The sequence below is a fragment of the Kitasatospora sp. NPDC058170 genome, from assembly GCF_042883905.1.
In the GTDB taxonomy this organism is placed as follows: domain Bacteria; phylum Actinomycetota; class Actinomycetes; order Streptomycetales; family Streptomycetaceae; genus Kitasatospora.
This window is the reverse complement of sequence record NZ_JBHVUV010000011.1, coordinates 114,805-130,303: the sequence shown is the minus strand read 5'-3', so window position 1 is coordinate 130,303 and position 15,499 is coordinate 114,805. Positions and strand designations below refer to the sequence as shown.

General features: G+C 72.6%; 13 protein-coding genes and 1 pseudogene. 9 read left to right on the top strand and 5 right to left on the bottom strand.

Annotated elements, in window-relative coordinates:
- Positions 1–60: 60 nt before the first annotated feature.
- Positions 61–399 (bottom strand): DUF3817 domain-containing protein, encoded by a 339-nt coding sequence (locus tag ACFVVX_RS14655; RefSeq protein ID WP_387945244.1) that lies wholly within the window; start codon positions 397–399, stop codon positions 61–63.
- Positions 400–511: 112 nt separating this feature from the next.
- Complete coding sequence (locus ACFVVX_RS14650) at positions 512–1,039, bottom strand: MarR family winged helix-turn-helix transcriptional regulator (RefSeq protein WP_387945242.1); 528 nt, start codon at positions 1,037–1,039, stop codon at positions 512–514.
- Positions 1,040–1,536: 497 nt separating this feature from the next.
- Between ACFVVX_RS14650 and ACFVVX_RS14645 the strand changes: the two genes are divergently transcribed.
- Both ACFVVX_RS14645 and ACFVVX_RS14640 read left to right on the top strand, forming a co-directional pair.
- Complete coding sequence (locus ACFVVX_RS14645; RefSeq protein ID WP_387945240.1) at positions 1,537–3,183, top strand: M4 family metallopeptidase; 1,647 nt, start codon at positions 1,537–1,539, stop codon at positions 3,181–3,183.
- Positions 3,184–3,602: 419 nt separating this feature from the next.
- Positions 3,603–5,213, top strand: coding sequence for a M4 family metallopeptidase (locus ACFVVX_RS14640; RefSeq protein ID WP_387945238.1), 1,611 nt, complete (start codon positions 3,603–3,605; stop codon positions 5,211–5,213).
- Positions 5,214–5,338: 125 nt separating this feature from the next.
- Here the strand turns inward: ACFVVX_RS14640 and ACFVVX_RS14635 are convergent, their stop codons facing one another.
- On the bottom strand, positions 5,339–5,716 hold the full coding sequence (locus ACFVVX_RS14635; protein WP_387945236.1) for a DUF3817 domain-containing protein: 378 nt from the start codon (positions 5,714–5,716) through the stop codon (positions 5,339–5,341).
- A 186-nt stretch (positions 5,717–5,902) separates the two neighbouring features.
- On the opposite strand from ACFVVX_RS14635, the gene ACFVVX_RS14630 reads away from it, so the two are divergent.
- The 5 genes from ACFVVX_RS14630 to ACFVVX_RS14610 all read left to right on the top strand — a co-directional run bounded on the left by ACFVVX_RS14630 (position 5,903) and on the right by ACFVVX_RS14610 (position 9,694).
- On the top strand, positions 5,903–6,688 hold the full coding sequence (locus tag ACFVVX_RS14630; RefSeq protein WP_387945400.1) for a DUF2127 domain-containing protein: 786 nt from the start codon (positions 5,903–5,905) through the stop codon (positions 6,686–6,688).
- An 82-nt stretch (positions 6,689–6,770) separates the two neighbouring features.
- Complete coding sequence (locus tag ACFVVX_RS14625) at positions 6,771–7,409, top strand: AIM24 family protein (protein WP_387945234.1); 639 nt, start codon at positions 6,771–6,773, stop codon at positions 7,407–7,409.
- A complete protein-coding gene (locus tag ACFVVX_RS14620) occupies positions 7,409–8,059 on the top strand; it encodes an AIM24 family protein (RefSeq protein ID WP_387945232.1) in 651 nt (216 codons plus the stop codon). The genes ACFVVX_RS14625 and ACFVVX_RS14620 overlap by 1 nt, the downstream gene beginning before the upstream one ends.
- A 269-nt stretch (positions 8,060–8,328) precedes the next feature.
- Positions 8,329–9,141, top strand: coding sequence for an AIM24 family protein (locus ACFVVX_RS14615; RefSeq protein ID WP_387945398.1), 813 nt, complete (start codon positions 8,329–8,331; stop codon positions 9,139–9,141).
- Between the two features lie 37 nt (positions 9,142–9,178).
- Complete coding sequence (locus tag ACFVVX_RS14610; RefSeq protein WP_387945230.1) at positions 9,179–9,694, top strand: MarR family winged helix-turn-helix transcriptional regulator; 516 nt, start codon at positions 9,179–9,181, stop codon at positions 9,692–9,694.
- A 68-nt stretch (positions 9,695–9,762) separates the two neighbouring features.
- Here the strand turns inward: ACFVVX_RS14610 and meaB are convergent, their stop codons facing one another.
- Entirely contained in the window at positions 9,763–10,719 is a 957-nt protein-coding gene (gene meaB / locus ACFVVX_RS14605; protein WP_387945228.1) for a methylmalonyl Co-A mutase-associated GTPase MeaB, read from the bottom strand.
- A 69-nt stretch (positions 10,720–10,788) separates the two neighbouring features.
- Positions 10,789–11,982, bottom strand: coding sequence for an acetyl-CoA C-acetyltransferase (locus tag ACFVVX_RS14600; RefSeq protein ID WP_387945226.1), 1,194 nt, complete (start codon positions 11,980–11,982; stop codon positions 10,789–10,791).
- Between the two features lie 244 nt (positions 11,983–12,226).
- Between ACFVVX_RS14600 and mce the strand changes: the two genes are divergently transcribed.
- The gene (mce, locus tag ACFVVX_RS14595; RefSeq protein ID WP_387945224.1) at positions 12,227–12,661 is read left to right on the top strand and encodes a methylmalonyl-CoA epimerase; all 435 of its coding nucleotides are present in this window, start codon (positions 12,227–12,229) and stop codon (positions 12,659–12,661) included.
- 567 nt (positions 12,662–13,228) lie between these two features.
- Positions 13,229–15,499 (top strand): annotated as a pseudogene (locus ACFVVX_RS14590) (hypothetical protein); the annotation flags it as partial.

Here is a 15,499-nt window from a genome sequence, read left to right as displayed (position 1 = left end):
GGGCGCAACGGCAGGGGCGCCCCTCCCCGAACGGGAGGAGCGCCCCTGGAACCCCTGAGGTCAGACGCCGGCGGGCTGGCGGGCGCCGGCGGCGGGCAGCTGCCCGGCCGCCTCGCGCACCACGCGCCGCTCGGCGACGAAGGAGGCGAACGGGATGCAGCCGGCGGCGAGGGTGAAGACCAGCCGGCCCAGCGGCCACTTGAGCTTCTGGCCGAGCAGGAAGGTGACCACGAAGTACCCGATGTAGAGGTAGCCGTGCAGCATCGCCACGTAGGTGGTGATGTCCTCGGCCGTGTGGAAGCCGTACTTCGCCACCATGAAGCCGCAGAACACCAGCAGCGCGACACCGGTCGCGATCGCCAGGGCCCGGTACCAGCCCAGCAGGGGGGTCGCCTTCATACTCACATCGCCTCGCTTGGCAGGATCGGCAGGTACGTCCGGATCTGCGCACCGCTCCGAACGAGGGTAGCCGCCTTCACGGCCGCCGCCGCGCAGGCCCCCGGGGCGGCGGCTACGGCGCCCCGCCGCCCTCCGGCTCGGTGAAGTCCCCCGCCGCCACGCGCAGCGGCCTCAACAGGTCGAACACCTGGCGGCACTGGTCCGGGCCGTACTCCTCCAGGCCGAACTCCATCGCCATCAGCTCCCGGGTGGCCCCTTCGACCACCTCGCGGCCCCGGTCGGTGATGGCCGCGAGCACGCCCCGGCCGTCCAGCGGGTTGGGGCGGCGGGCGACCAGGCCGGCCCGCTCCAGGCGGTCGACGGTGTTGGTGACGCTGGTCGGGTGGACCATCAGCCGCTCACCGACCTTGGAGAGCGACAGCTCGCCGGTCCGGCTGAAGGTGAGCAGCACCAGCGCCTCGTAGCGGGCGAAGGTCAGCCCGTACGGCTTGAGCACCGCGTCCACCCGCGCGAGCAGGATCTGGTGCGCGCGCATGATCGAGGTGATCGCCGCCATGGAGGGGACCGCGCCCCAACGGCGGGCCCACAGCTCGTCGGCGCGGGCGATCGGGTCGAAGTCGAGTGCGAGGGGCTTGGCCACCTCCTTACCGTACCGGCGTACGGGGCGGGTGATACCAGTCGTCCTGATGGTGGACAAGCGCGACACGTGGCGGGATCCCGCCAGCCGGATCGTCAGGTACGTACCAGTGCGTTACGCGGGTGTGAACCCCCGCCAACCGGGCTCCACCCGGCGGCCGTTGGCCCCCGAACCGGGCGCCCGGCCCATGATCAGGCCTCGGTTCGGGCGGTAACCCGCTGCAAGAGCGGGTGCTTTGGGGGCATTTGTCGGGCTGTTCACAATCCGCCGGTCTGGCGAGACCTGGCCAATAGGTGAACCAGACCTGTCATTTCACTTGTTGGATTGTCATGCTTTCGCCCAGCCCCGTTCCGGCGGCCACCGCCCCACTCACCGGTGACCCGCCGATCGACCGCACGGAGCAGCACGCCAGCGCCCGTTCCCGCCCCTCAAGGTGCCAACCCCGGCACCACGGGACGCGGCGCAACCGCACACCCGCGGTTTCCCGGAAGGACCTGTACGTGAAGCGCAAGCTCGCAGCCGTCGCCGTACTCTCCGCCACCGCTCTCCTCACCGGCGTGGTCCAGGTGAGCACCGCCGCCCAGGCCGCTCCCACGCCCCCCGCCGAGGCCCAGGCCGCCCAGGCCGCCCAGCAGCGCGCCGCCGTCGTGGCACTGGCGAACGGTCAGGCCGGACCGCTGGCCCAGGCCCTCGCCCTGGGCGGCCAGGAGCAGCTGGTCGCCAAGGACGCCGTGATCGACGCCGACGGCACCCGGCACCTCCGCTTCGAGCGCACCTACGCCGGCCTGCCGGTCCTCGGCGGCGACCTGGTCGTGCACCAGGCCGCCGACGGCGGGCTGGAGTCGGTCGACAAGGCCGTCACCGAGCAGATCGCCCTGCCGAGCCTGAGCCCGAAGCTCTCCGCCGACAAGGCCGCCGCCCAGGCCGCCGGCGCGGTGCAGGCCACCGTCGGTATCGCCGCCGACAAGGACGAGTCGCCGCTGCAGGCGGTCCACCAGACCGGCGCCGCCAAGCTGGTCGTCTGGGCCGCCGACGGCAACCCGCGGCTGGCCTACCAGACCGTCGTCGAGGGCATCCGGGCCGACGGCACCCCGAGCAGCCAGCAGCTGGTCACCGACGCCGCCACCGGCGAGGTGCTCTCCACCCACGAGCAGGTGCAGACCGCCACCGGCAGCGGCACCGGCGTCTTCGTCGGCAAGGTCCCGCTGACCACCACCAGCGTCTCCGGCGGCTACTCGCTGAAGGACGCCTCGCGCGGCGGCCAGTCCACCGTGGACTTCAAGAACCGCACCTCCGGCTCGGGCACCCTGTACACCGACGCCGACAACGTCTGGGGCACCGGCGCCGTTTCCAACGGCCAGTCGGCCGCGGTGGACGCGCAGTTCGGCGCGGCGGCCACCTGGGACTTCTACAAGAACACCTTCGGCCGCAACGGCATCAAGAACAACGGCGTCGGCGCGACCAGCCGGGTCCACTACGGCAAGAACTACGTCAACGCCTTCTGGAGCGACGACTGCTTCTGCATGTCGTACGGCGACGGCGCGAGCAACACCCACCCGCTGACCGCGCTGGACGTGGCGGGCCACGAGATGACCCACGGCGTCACCTCGGCCACCGCCAACCTGAACTACTCCGGCGAGTCCGGCGGTCTCAACGAGGCCACCTCGGACATCTTCGGCACCATGGTCGAGTGGTCGGCCAACCTCGCCTCCGACAAGCCCGACTACCTCATCGGCGAGAAGATCGACATCAACGGCGACGGCACGCCGCTGCGCTACATGGACAAGCCCTCCAAGGACGGCGGTTCGGCCGACTCCTGGTCCTCCTCGGTCGGCGGCCTGGACGTCCACTACTCCTCCGGCGTCGGCAACCACTTCTTCTACCTGCTGGCCGAGGGCAGCGGCGCCAAGACCATCAACGGCGTCAGCTACAACAGCCCGACCTCCAACGGCTCCACCCTCACCGGGATCGGCCGGGACAAGGCCGCGGCGATCTGGTACCGCGCCCTGACCGTGTACTTCACCTCCACCACCAACTACAAGGCGGCCCGCACCGGCACCCTGAAGGCGGCGGCGGACCTGTACGGCTCCACCAGCACCGAGTACAACGCGGTCGCGGCCGCGTGGAGCGGTGTCAACGTCAACTGACGCCGACGCCTGCGGTACGGACGCCCGGGACCCTCGTCGAGGGGGCCCCGGGCGTCCGCGCGTGCGCTCCAGCCCGCCCGTAGCAGCGCCCCCGGGGAGCGCAAGGGGGCCTGCGTTGGCGGGATCCCGCCAACGCCGCGAACCACCCGATAACGGTCACCGGCCGCAGCCGAACCAGCAGCCCCAACCCACTGGCGAGACCTGGCCAATAGGCCCCGGCGCCCTGTCCCCGGACCCCTTGAATTGTCATGCTTCTGCCCAAAGCCCCGTTCGGCGGCCGTCACCCCCACCCCCGACGGCTCGCCGAGGACCGCACGGGAGCAGCACGTCAGCGCCCGTACCGCCCCACGGCGCCAACCCCGGCGCCCCGGTACGCGGCGTGACCGCGCACACGCGGTTTCGTGGAAGGAACCCCGTACGTGAAGCGAAAGCTGACAGCCGGAGCCGTACTCTCCGCCACCGCCCTCCTGGCCGGCGCCATCCAGGTCGCCGCCGCCCCCGCCCAGGCCTCCGCGCCCTCGGTGGCGCAGCAGCGCGACGCGCTGATCGCCCTGGCGGACGGGCAGGCCGCCCCGGTGGCCGCGGCGCTCGGGCTCGGCGGCCAGGAGCGACTGGTCGTCAAGGACGCGGTGGTGGACACCAACGGCGACCGCCACCTGCGCTACGAGCGGACCTTCGGCGGCCTGCCGGTCCTCGGCGGCGACCTGATCGTGCACCAGCGGGCCGGCGGCGCGATCGCCTCGGTGGACCGTGCCTTCGACGGGCGGCTGTCGCTGCCCGGCCTGAGCCCGAAGCTCTCCGCGGACCAGGCCGCCGCCCAGGCGACCGGCGCGGTCCGGGCCACCATCGGCATCGCGGCCGACCAGGACGAGTCGGCGATCAGCCGGGTCGACGGCGCCGGCGCGGCCACCCTGGTGGTCTGGGCCGCCGACGGCAACCCGCGGCTGGCCTACCAGACGGTGGTCCAGGGCCAGCGGGCCGACGGCACCCCGAGCAGCCAGCGGCTGGTCACCGACGCGGCCAGCGGCGCGGTGCTCTCCACCCACGAGGAGTTCCAGACCGCGACCGGCAGCGGCAAGGGCGTCCACGTCGGCTCGGTCACCCTGACCACCACCCAGAGCGGCTCGACCTACCAGCTCAAGGACGCGTCCCGGGGCAACCAGTCGACCGGCAACGCCGCCAGCGGGAACGCGGTCTTCACCGACGCGGACAACGTCTGGGGCAACGGTCTCGCCTCCAACGTCCAGTCCGCCGCCGTGGACGCCCAGTTCGGCGCCGGCGCGACCTGGGACTACTACAAGAACACCTTCGGCCGCAACGGCATCAAGAACAACGGCGTCGGCGCGACCAGCCGGGTCCACTACGGCACCAACTACGTCAACGCCTTCTGGAACGACGCCTGCTTCTGCATGACGTACGGCGACGGCGCGGGCAACACCCACCCGCTGACCGCGATCGACGTGGCCGGCCACGAGATGACCCACGGCGTCACGGCGGCCACCGCCGGGCTGGTCTACTCCGGCGAGTCCGGCGGCCTCAACGAGGCCACCTCGGACATCTTCGGCACCATGGTCGAGTGGTACGCCAACCTGCCGGGCGACGTGCCGGACTACTGGATCGGCGAGAAGCTCAACCTCAACGGCAACGGCACCCCGCTGCGCTACATGGACAAGCCCTCCAAGGACGGCGCGTCCAAGGACTCCTGGTACTCCGGGGTCGGCAACGTGGACGTGCACTACTCCTCGGGCGTGGCCAACCACTTCTTCTACCTGCTGGCCGAGGGCAGCGGCGCCAAGACCATCAACGGCGTCAGCTACAACAGCCCGACCTCCAACGGCTCCACCATCGTCGGCATCGGCCGGAACAAGGCCGCGGCGATCTGGTACCGCGCGCTGACCGTGTACTTCGTCTCCACCACCAACTACAAGGCCGCCCGCACGGCGACCCTGAAGGCGGCGGGGGACCTGTACGGCGTGAACAGCACCGAGTACAACACGGTGGCCGCCGCCTGGAGTGCCGTGAACGTCTGACCAGGGCCCGTCCGGTCGCCCGGCAGGACCGGCCGGACGGGACCGACCCCCCGGAAACACCGACAGGCTGTCGCGGCCCACGGGAGAGGAGGCCGCGGCAGCCTGTCGGCCTGCCGCCGGGGGGCTCAGGCTGCGGCGGGCTCGCGCGTCGGGGCGAGCTCGCCGCGCTCCTCCTTGGCCAGGGTGCGCTCGGCGAAGAAGCCGCCGGTGGGCAGCACCGAGAGGACGAACAGCAGGATGCCGCGCTTGGCGTCCCACTTCTGCGTCTGCCAGGCCATGATCCAGAACACCACGTACAGGACGAACAGGACCCCGTGGATCATGCCCATCGCCGGTACGGCGTTGAAGCTGGTGGTGCGCTTGAGGACCGAGCACACCAGGAGCAGGAGGAAGGAGAGGCCCTCGGGGCCGGAGACCAGGCGCAGGCGGTGGACGGCACTGCTGTTCACGATGGGTACCTCGATGCGGGGTCGGAGATCGCTTGTGAACCGGCTCACAAACATCCCCGCCATTATCACCGAGCACATGTCCGGACCCTGCGCCGGGGCCCCGGGCGTGCCCGATGTCACAGCCCTGCAGCAGATCCCCGCCGGCCGCCGCGGCCCGCCGGTCCGCGCCCCTATCCTGCTGCCGCGCGCCACGGGCCGTCCGGGCGCCGTCCGCATCGCACCACGGGGGTACGACCGATGTTGAAGCCGGACTGGGACCGAAGGACCTGCGCCAGGCGCGGCCACATCACCTACGCGCCGACCGAGCCCGAACTGAGCCGCCGCCTGCACGTCGCCACCGCGCTCGGCGAGGCCTGGCGCTGCCTGCGCTGCGGGGACTTCGCGCTCGGCGCCCCGCACGGCTCCGGACCGGCCGAGGAGGCCCCGCTGGTGCCCCGCGGCAAGGCCCTGCGGGACCTGTTCATCCTGCGCTTCCTGGCGGTCGAGCGGCTGCTGCGCGGACTGCTGATCGTGGTGGTGGCCTGGGGCGTCTGGAAGTTCTCCAACAGCCAGGACGCGGTGCGCCGGGTCTTCGACGAGAACCTGACGGTCTTCAGGCCGGTGACCGAGCACTTCCACTGGGACCTGGAGCACTCCCCGATCGTCGACACCATCCGCCGGACCTTCGACTACGAGCACAGCACCCTGGTGATCGTCGCCGCGGCGCTCCTGCTGTACGCGCTGATCGAGATCGTCGAGGCGGTCGGCCTCTGGCGCGGCCGGCGCTGGGCCGAGTACCTGACCGTGGTGGCCACCGCGGCCTTCCTGCCGCTGGAGGTGTACGAGCTGACCGAGCACGTCAGCGCGGTCAAGATCGGCACGCTGGCGCTGAACATCGTCGCGGTGCTCTGGATCCTGCTCTCCAAGCGGCTCTTCGGCCTGCGCGGCGGCGTGGTGGCCTTCGAGGCGGAACGCCACTCGGCCTCGCTGCTGGAGGTCGAGCTCGCCGCCGGGGCGGTGCCGCCGGGCGCCCGCACCCCGGTCTGATCCGGGCCGTTTTGTCGCAGACCGGTACCAGAACACCGCCGCCCCCTCCCACTGGCCCGCAGAATCCGGCTACATTGCGGCGGTGGCACAGTTTCGACTCCAGGGGTCCAAGACGCTCGCCGTCGACATGACGGGCGATGGCGTGAAAGCCAGAAACGGCTCAATGGTCGCGTACACCGGCCAGATGAACTTCAAGAAGCTCTCCGGCGGCGGTGACGGTCTGCGCGGCATGGTGACCCGCCGACTGACCGGTGAGCAGATGACGGTCATGGAGGTGAAGGGGCAGGGCACCTGCTACTTCGCCGACCGGGCCACCGAGATCAACCTGGTCCGGTTGAACGGCGAGACGCTGTACGTCGAGGCGGACAACCTCCTCTGCACCGAGGGCACGCTGAAGACCGGCACCACCTTCACCGGGCTCAACGGCATCTCCTCCGGCAACGGCCTGTTCACCACCAAGGTCGAGGGCCACGGCTGGGCGGCCGTCACCTCCAAGGGTCCCGCGATCATCCTGCGGGTCTCCCAGGGGATGCCGCTGCGGGTCGACCCGGGGGCGTACGTGGCGCACACCGGCAACCTGAACCGCAGCCTGAAGTCGGGCGCGGGCTGGTCCACCTTCATCGGCGAGGGCGGCGGCGAGGCCGTCCAGGTGGAGTTCGCCGGCGAGGGCCTGGTCTACGTGCAGCCGTCCGAGAAGCTCACCGTCGGGGGCGACGTCTGATGCCGTTCACCAGGATCAACAACAAGATGATCGAGGCCCGGGTCGTCCCCGGGCAGCGGCTCTTCAGCCAGCGCGGCGCGATGCTCGCGTACACCGGCGAGGTCCGCTTCACCCCGAACGTGATGGGCGGGCAGGGCGGGGTCATGTCGATGATCGGCCGCCGGGTGGCCAACGAGGACACCCCGCTGATGACCGTCGAGGGCCAGGGCACCGTGATGTTCGGCCACGGCGGCCACCACGTCCACGTGATCGAGCTGGCGGGCGACACCCTGTGCGTCGAGGCCGACCGGCTGCTGGCCTTCGACGGCTCGCTGCAGCAGTCCACGATGTTCATGGGCTCGCAGGGCGGCGTGATGGGCATGGTCCGCGGCCAGGTCACCGGCCAGGGCCTGTTCACCACCAAGCTGGACGGCCACGGCTCGGTCGCGGTGATGGCGCACGGCGGCGTCTTCGAGCTGCCGATCACCCCGCACCAGCCGGTGCACGTCGACCCCCAGGCCTACGTCGCGCACCGCGGCCAGGTCCAGAACAAGCTGTCCACCGCGCTGGGGTGGCGCGACATGATCGGACGCGGCTCGGGCGAGGCCTTCCAACTGGAGCTGTCCGGGAACGGCACCGTGTTCGTGCAGGCGAGCGAGGAGAAGCTCTGATGTCCTACCCGCCGCAGCCCCCGTACGGGCAGCCGAGCGACCCGTACGGACAGCAGTCGCCGTACAACCAGCCGACCCAGCCCGGGTTCCCGGCCGCCCCGCCGCCCGGCTACGGGCAGCAGCCCGGGCAGCAGCCGTACCCGCAGCAGGGCTACCCGCAGCAGGGCTACCCGCAGCAGGGCGGCTACCCGCCCCCGCCGCCGCAGGGCTACCCGCCGGCGCCCCCGCAGAACTACGCCCAGGAGCAGTACGGCGGCGCCCAGGCCCCGTTGCCCAAGGCGCAGGACGGCTCCGGCCCGGTGGTGCACGACGCGCACAGCCTGCCGGTCAACGACAACGTCAACCCGTACGCCTTCTCGGTCGACCTGAACGGGTCGTACTTCCTGCAGAAGGGCAAGATGATCGCCTACTACGGCGACATCTCCTTCAAGGGCGTCGGCGCCGGGGCGCTCGACCGGATGCTCGGGCAGCACTTCAACTCGCCGATGCACGCGGCGGACTGGGTGGTCGCCGAGGGCCGGGGCAAGCTGCTGCTGGCCGACCGGGCCTTCGACCTCAACTCCTACGACCTGGAGGAGGGGAACCTGACCGTCCGGTCGGGCAACCTCCTCGCCTACGAGCCCACGCTGCGGCTCAAGCAGTCGATCATCCCGGGCTTCCTCACGCTGATCGGCTCCGGCAAGTTCGTGGCCGCCTCCAACGGCCCGGTGCACTTCGTCGAGCCGCCGATCCGGGTGGACCCGCAGGCGCTGGTGGGCTGGGCGGACTGCCCCGCGCCGTGCCACCACTACGACCACGACTACATGCACGGCGTGATCGGCGGGATCCGCCGGCTGACCGGTCTCGGCGGGGCCTCCGGCGAGGAGCACCAGTTCGAGTTCATCGGCGCCGGCCAGGTACTGCTGCAGTCCACCGAGGTGCTGATGGCCGAGCGCGCGGTCGGCCAGGTGCACGCCGAGGCGGGCGTGCCGATGGGCGGCGTGCCCCCGCAGCACGCGGCCGGCCACGGCGGCCAGCTGCCGAACGTGAACGTCCCCGGTCTCGGTAACCTGGGCGACCTCGGACGGCGCTTCGGCCTGTAAACTTGTACAAGATTTAACTAAATAGTATGCTGCGTGCATGGACACGCACACGCTCGACGCCGACGACGTCTCCTCCTCGCGTCCCGAGGAGGAGACCCCCTGGCTCACCGCCAGGGAGCAGCGGCTGTGGCGCGCCCACCTGGAGGTCGCCAAGCTGCTGGACTACCAGCTCGGCCGCGAGCTCCAGCCGCACAACCTCGCGATCAACGACTACGAGATCCTGGTCGTGCTCTCCGAGGCGCCCGAGCGCCGGATGCGGATGACCGACCTGGCCACCGCCACGCTCCAGTCCAAGAGCCGCCTCTCGCACCAGATCACCCGGATGGAGACGGCCGGGCTGGTGCTGCGCCAGGAGTGTCCGGGCGACCGCCGCGGCCTCTACGCCCACCTCACCGAACAGGGCTGGGCGACCATGCAGAAGGTCGCCCCGGACCACGTCCGCAGCGTCCGGGCGCACTTCATCGACCGCTTCACCCCCGAGCAGCTGGACGCGATGTACGAGGCGCTGGCGCCGGTCGCCGAGCACCTGCGCGGACTGCGCGGCCGGTCCTGAGACCGGTCGCCCCCCCCGACGTGACGAGGGCCGCTCCCCCACCGGGGAGCGGCCCTCGTCACGTCCGGTCAGGCCCGGGTGAGCCCGGAGACCAGCTCGTCCGCGGCGCCGTACGAGTCCAGCCCGCCGGCCACCACCCGCTCGGCCAGGGTCGCCAGGTGGCGGTCGCCGTGCAGGTCGCCGATCCGGGCGCGCAGGGTGGCCAGCGCGATCGCCTCGATCTCGTCGGCGGCCCGGCGCCGGCGGCGCACCGCCAGCTCGCCGCTCTCCTCCAGCCAGGCGCGGTGCTTCTCCAGCGCCTCGACCACCTCGTCCACGCCCTCGCCGCGGGCCGCGACGGTCTTCACGATCGGCGGCCGCCACGCCCCCGGCTCGCGGGCCTCGCCGAGGCCGAGCATGTGGTTCAGCTCGCGGGCGGTGGCGTCGGCGCCGTCCCGGTCCGCCTTGTTGACCACGAAGACGTCGCCGATCTCCAGGATCCCGGCCTTGGCGGCCTGGATGCCGTCGCCCATCCCGGGGGCGAGCAGCACCACGGTGGTGTCCGCCTGCGCGGCGACCTCCACCTCGGACTGGCCCACGCCGACCGTCTCGACCAGGATCACCTCGCAGCCGGCCCCGTCCAGCACCCGCAGCGCCTGCGGGGCCGTCCAGGAGAGCCCGCCGAGGTGGCCGCGGGTGGCCATCGAGCGGATGAACACCTCGCGGTCGGTGGCGTGCTCCTGCATCCGGACCCGGTCGCCGAGCAGCGCGCCGCCGGAGAACGGCGAGGACGGGTCGACGGCCAGCACCCCGACCCGCTTGCCGAGCCGGCGGTAGGCGGAGACCAGCGCCGAGGTCGAGGTGGACTTGCCCACGCCGGGCGAGCCGGTCAGCCCCACCGTGTAGGCCTGCCCGGTGTACGGGGCGAGCGCCGCCATCGCCTCGCGCAGCTGCGGGGCGGCGTTCTCGACCAGGGAGATCAACCGGGCCACGGCCCGCGGGCGGCCCTCGCGGGCCTGCTCGACCAGCGTCGCGACATCGATCATCAGGAGCTCCTAGCGCCGAAGGGCTGCGGACCGCCGTGGCGGTCCGCAGCCCGAAGGTATGTCAGATGATCAGGCCTTCGGAACGCGCACGATCAGCGCGTCGCCCTGGCCGCCGCCACCGCACAGCGCGGCCGCACCGACGCCGCCGCCGCGGCGCTGGAGCTCCAGCGCCAGGTGCAGCACCACGCGGGCGCCGGACATCCCGATCGGGTGGCCGAGCGCGATCGCGCCACCGTTGACGTTCACGATGTCGGAGGTGACGCCGAGGTCCTTCATCGACTGGTGGGCGACGGCCGCGAACGCCTCGTTGATCTCGATCAGGTCGAGGTCGGCGACCTCCAGGCCCTCCTTGGCCAGCGCGTGCCTGATCGCGTTGGACGGCTGCGACTGCAGGGAGTTGTCCGGGCCGGCCACGTTGCCGTGCGCGCCGATCTCGGCGATCCAGGTCAGGCCCAGCTCCTCGGCCTTCGCCCTGCTCATCACGACCACGGCGGCGGCGCCGTCGGAGATCTGCGAGGAGGTGCCGGCGGTGATCGTGCCGTCCTTGGTGAAGGCCGGGCGCAGCTTGGCCAGGCCCTCGACGGTGGTGTCCGCGCGGATGCCCTCGTCCTGGCTGAAGACGACCGGCTCGCCCCGGCGCTGCGGGATCTCCACCGGGACGATCTCGGCCTCGAACACGCCGTTCTGCTGCGCCTTGGCGGCCCGCTGGTGCGAGGCGGCGGCGATCTCGTCCTGGGCCTCGCGCGGGATGCCCAGCCGGGCGTTGTGCTTCTCGGTGGACTCGCCCATCGGGATGTTCTCGTAGGCGTCGGTGAGGCCGTCGTACGCCATGGCGTCCAGCAGCTCGATCGCGCCGTACTTGTATCCCTCGCGGGACTTCGGCAGCAGGTGCGGGGCGTTGGTCATGGACTCCTGGCCGCCGGCCACCACGATGTCGAACTCGCCGGCCCGGATCAGCTGGTCGGCCAGGGCGATCGCGTCGAGGCCGGAGAGGCACACCTTGTTGATGGTGAGCGCCGGGACGTTCAGCGGGATGCCCGCCTTGACGGCGGCCTGGCGGGCCGGGATCTGGCCGGCGCCGGCCTGCAGCACCTGGCCCATGATCACGTACTGGACCTGGTCACCCGTGACACCGGCCCGCTCCAGGGCCGCCTTGATCGCGAAGCCGCCGAGCTCGGCGCCGGTGAAGCCCTTGAGTGAACCGAGCAGGCGCCCCATCGGGGTCCTTGCACCGGCAACGATCACAGAGGTGGTGTTGGTCATGGGACGGGCCCCTTCGCACGTCGTGGCCAGGTGAGGATGCCGCTCAATGTACTGACCTGTTACCCGCCCGTCACCGGAGCGACGGTGTGATCGAGCGCACTGGCACTGTCCAGTCAACACCGTGTCAGGACGATCCGGGTGAACCGCGGCCGTGTGAGCAGGCTCGCACCGGGGAGACTGGCGCGCCCCGGCCGCATGCGCTGCACTGTTGCCGTCCGTTGCCCGCTCGCACCCGGAGGTCACCGTGCTGACCCGTATCGACCACATCGGCATCGCCTGCTTCGACCTCGACAAGACGGTCGAGTTCTACCGCGCCACCTACGGCTTCGAGGTGTTCCACAGCGAGGTCAACGAGGAGCAGGGGGTGCGCGAGGCCATGCTCAAGATCAACGACACCGGCGACGGCGGCGCCTCCTACCTCCAGCTGCTGGAGCCCACCCGCCCGGACTCCACGGTCGCCAAGTGGCTGGCCAAGAACGGCGAGGGCGTGCACCACATCGCCTTCGGCACCGCCGACGTGGACGGCGACTCCGAGGCCATCCGGGACAAGGGCGTCCGGGTCCTCTACGAGCAGCCGCGGATCGGCTCGATGGGCTCGCGGATCACCTTCCTGCACCCCAAGGACTGCGGCGGCGTCCTCACCGAGCTGGTCACCTCCGCCGAGCCCGGCGAGCACTGACACCTCCCCCTCCGGGTGCGGGTGCCGTCCCCGGACGGCACCCGCCGAGGCGCCCGGCTCGTCATGACCCGTCAGTAATGTCGCCCCGCGCCCGGAAAACACCTACGCGGCCATTCCCCCGCCGGGCGCTCCCACTACAATGCCCAGGTGCGCGAAGACTCCGGGGGACGGAGCCGACGGGCACGGCCGATGACAGGCCTGTCCGCCCTCCGGTGGTCGGCCCGTCGCAGGGGAGTCCATTACGCGGGCACGGCTGAACAGTCGCAGTTCGGATCTGTCACCATTCTCCACAAGGCAAGAGTTCGCCCAGGAGTCCACCCGGACGGGGGAACGCGGAACCTCCGCGCTCCCGTACCCAGGACTCCGACCACCGCGGCGGGCGGCCCCGACTTGTTGGGGGGTGTCCACCGGCCGCGGATGCAAGGACCAGTCGGACGCGGGCCCCGGAACCACGGGAGCCCGGGAACGGCCGGGTCGAGGACGCGACCAGGAGATGGATGGGACCGCGGAGTGCGGGGCTACGACCGCTACGAGGTTGACGATCACCTCTCCCAGTTCGAGGCCGAGATGGATCGGACTCGGAAGGAGCGGGACAAGTCAGTCGAGCATGCCGAGGACCTCGCCTATCAGGTGGAGGTGCTCCGGGCCAAGCTGCACGAATCCCGTCGCATGCTCGCCCAGCCGCGCGCCTTCGACGCCGTGTCCGGCCAGGCCGAGCAGATGCTCCGCACCGCCGAGATGCAGGCCCAGCAGCTGCGCGCCGACGCCGAGCGCCATCTTCGCGACTCCCAGGCGGCCACCCAGCGGCTGCTGGCCGAGGCCGCCGAGCGCACCGCCCGTCTGGAGGCCGAGCTCACCGCCCGCCGCCGCCAGCTGGAGGACGAGCTCACCGAACTGCGCCGCAGCGCCGAGCAGCACGTCAACGAGAACGTCAACTGGGCCGAGCAGACCCGGGCCGGTACCGAGCAGGAGGCCCAGCGCCTGCTCCAGGAGGCCCGCGCCGAGGCCGACCGGATGATGGCCGCCGCCCGCGCGGAGGCCTCCGCCCTCTCCGACCACGCCCGCGCCCAGACCGCGGCCGATGTCGACGCCGCCCGCGGCGAGGCCCAGGCCGCCGCCGAGGCCGCCCTCCAGCGCGCCCAGAGCGACGCCGAGCGCCTGCTGCGGGCCGCCTCCGAGCAGGCCCAGCAGGCCAGCGCGCAGGCCGCCGCCGACGTGAACGCCGCCCGCGGCGAGGCCCGCCAGCAGCTGGCCGGCGCGCACGCCGCCGCCGAGCAGCAGCTCACCGCCGCCCACGCCGAGATCGGCCGGCTCAAGGAGCAGGCCGCCGCCGAGCAGGCCCGCGCCGAGGAGGCCCTCGGCCACGCCCAGGCCGAAATAGAGCGGCTGCGCGGCGAGGCGATCGCCGAGGCCGAGCGCACCCGCCGGGAGGCCACCGAGCTGCGGGCCCAGGCCGAGGTCGCCGCCGAGCAGCTGCAGGCCGACGCCGAGGCCGCCGCCGAGCGCAAGGTCGCCGACGGCGAGGCCGCCAGCGAGCAGCGCTCGCAGACCGCCCGGGCCGAGGTCGCCCGGATGGTCGCCCACGCCACCAAGGAGGCCGCGGCCCTCAAGGCCGAGGCCGCCACCAAGCAGGCCGAGGCCGAGGCGGCCAGGGCCGCCGCCGCCGAGGAGAGCGAGCGGCTGCGCGCCACCGCCGAGTCGGTGGCCGGCCAGCTGCGCGCGGAGGCCGAGGCCGCCATCGCCGAGATGCGGGCCCAGGCCGAACGGGACGTCGCCGAGCTGCGCGCCCAGGCCGAGTCCGCCGCCGAGCAGCTGCGCGGCGAGGCCCACGAGGAGGGCCGGGCGGCCGGCGCCAAGGACGCCACCGTCCACCTCGCCAAGGCCGCCAAGACCGCCGAGGAGGTGCTCGCCCGGGCCGACCAGGACGCCGAGACCACCCGCGGCGAGGCCGCCGCCGAGGCCGAGCGGATCCGCGCCGAGGCCGCCGCCGAGGCCGAGCGCCTGCGCGAGCAGGCCCAGGCCTCCGTCGAGCAGGCCCAGAACGCCGCCCTGGACGACGCGGCCGGCATCCGCGAGCGGATGCAGCAGATGCAGGACGAGGCCGCCCGGCTGCGCGCCGAGGCCGAGGAGCTGCGCGCCCAGGCCGCCGCCGAGGCCGACCGGGTGCGCGGCGAGGCCCGCCGCCAGGCCGTCGTGCAGATCGAGGAGTCGGCGAAGAGCGCCGAGGAACTGCTCACCAAGGCCAAGGCCGACGCGGACGAGCTGCGGGCGGGCGCCGCCGGCGAGATCGAGCGGCTGCGCACCCAGACCAAGGAGCAGGCCGCCGAGACCCAGGGGCGGGCCGAGCAGACCCTCACCCGGGCCCGCGCCGAGGCCGGGAAGATCACCTCCACCGCCGAGCAGCAGGGCCAGGACGCCCTCGCCGCCGCCAAGGCCGCGGCCGCCGAGAACCGGGCCGCCGCCGAGCGGGAGACCGCCGAGCTGCGCCGCGAGGCCACCGACTTCGACCAGCGGGTGCGCGCCGAGGCCGACGCCGCCGCCGAGGCGGTGCGCTCCGACGCGCAGGCGCAGGCCACGGCCGTCCGGGACGCCGCGGTGGCCGCCGCCGAGCGGCTGCGGACCGAGACCGACGCCGAGCTGGCCCGGGTGCGCGGCGAGGCCGAGGCCGCCGCGAACGCGCTGCGCGAGGAGAGTCGGCGCGCGCACGAGGAGGCCGCCGCCGGGCTGCACCGCGAGCGCGAGGAGAGCGCCGAGCAGCTGGCCGCCGCCCGGACCGCCCGCGAGCAGGCCGAGCAGGCCGCGGCCGAGCTCACCGAGCGCACGGCCGCCGAGACCACC

What these genes read in the sequence shown, in the direction of transcription:
- ACFVVX_RS14620 (WP_387945232.1), top strand. Translation starts at nt 7,409, where the DNA reads ATGCCGTTCACCAGGATCAACAACAAGATGATCGAGGCCCGGGTCGTC.
- ACFVVX_RS14600 (WP_387945226.1), bottom strand. Translation starts at nt 11,982, where the DNA reads ATGACCAACACCACCTCTGTGATCGTTGCCGGTGCAAGGACCCCGATG.
- ACFVVX_RS14655 (WP_387945244.1), bottom strand. Translation starts at nt 399, where the DNA reads ATGAAGGCGACCCCCCTGCTGGGCTGGTACCGGGCCCTGGCGATCGCG.
- ACFVVX_RS14610 (WP_387945230.1), top strand. Translation starts at nt 9,179, where the DNA reads ATGGACACGCACACGCTCGACGCCGACGACGTCTCCTCCTCGCGTCCC.
- meaB (WP_387945228.1), bottom strand. Translation starts at nt 10,719, where the DNA reads ATGATCGATGTCGCGACGCTGGTCGAGCAGGCCCGCGAGGGCCGCCCG.
- ACFVVX_RS14635 (WP_387945236.1), bottom strand. Translation starts at nt 5,716, where the DNA reads ATGTTTGTGAGCCGGTTCACAAGCGATCTCCGACCCCGCATCGAGGTA.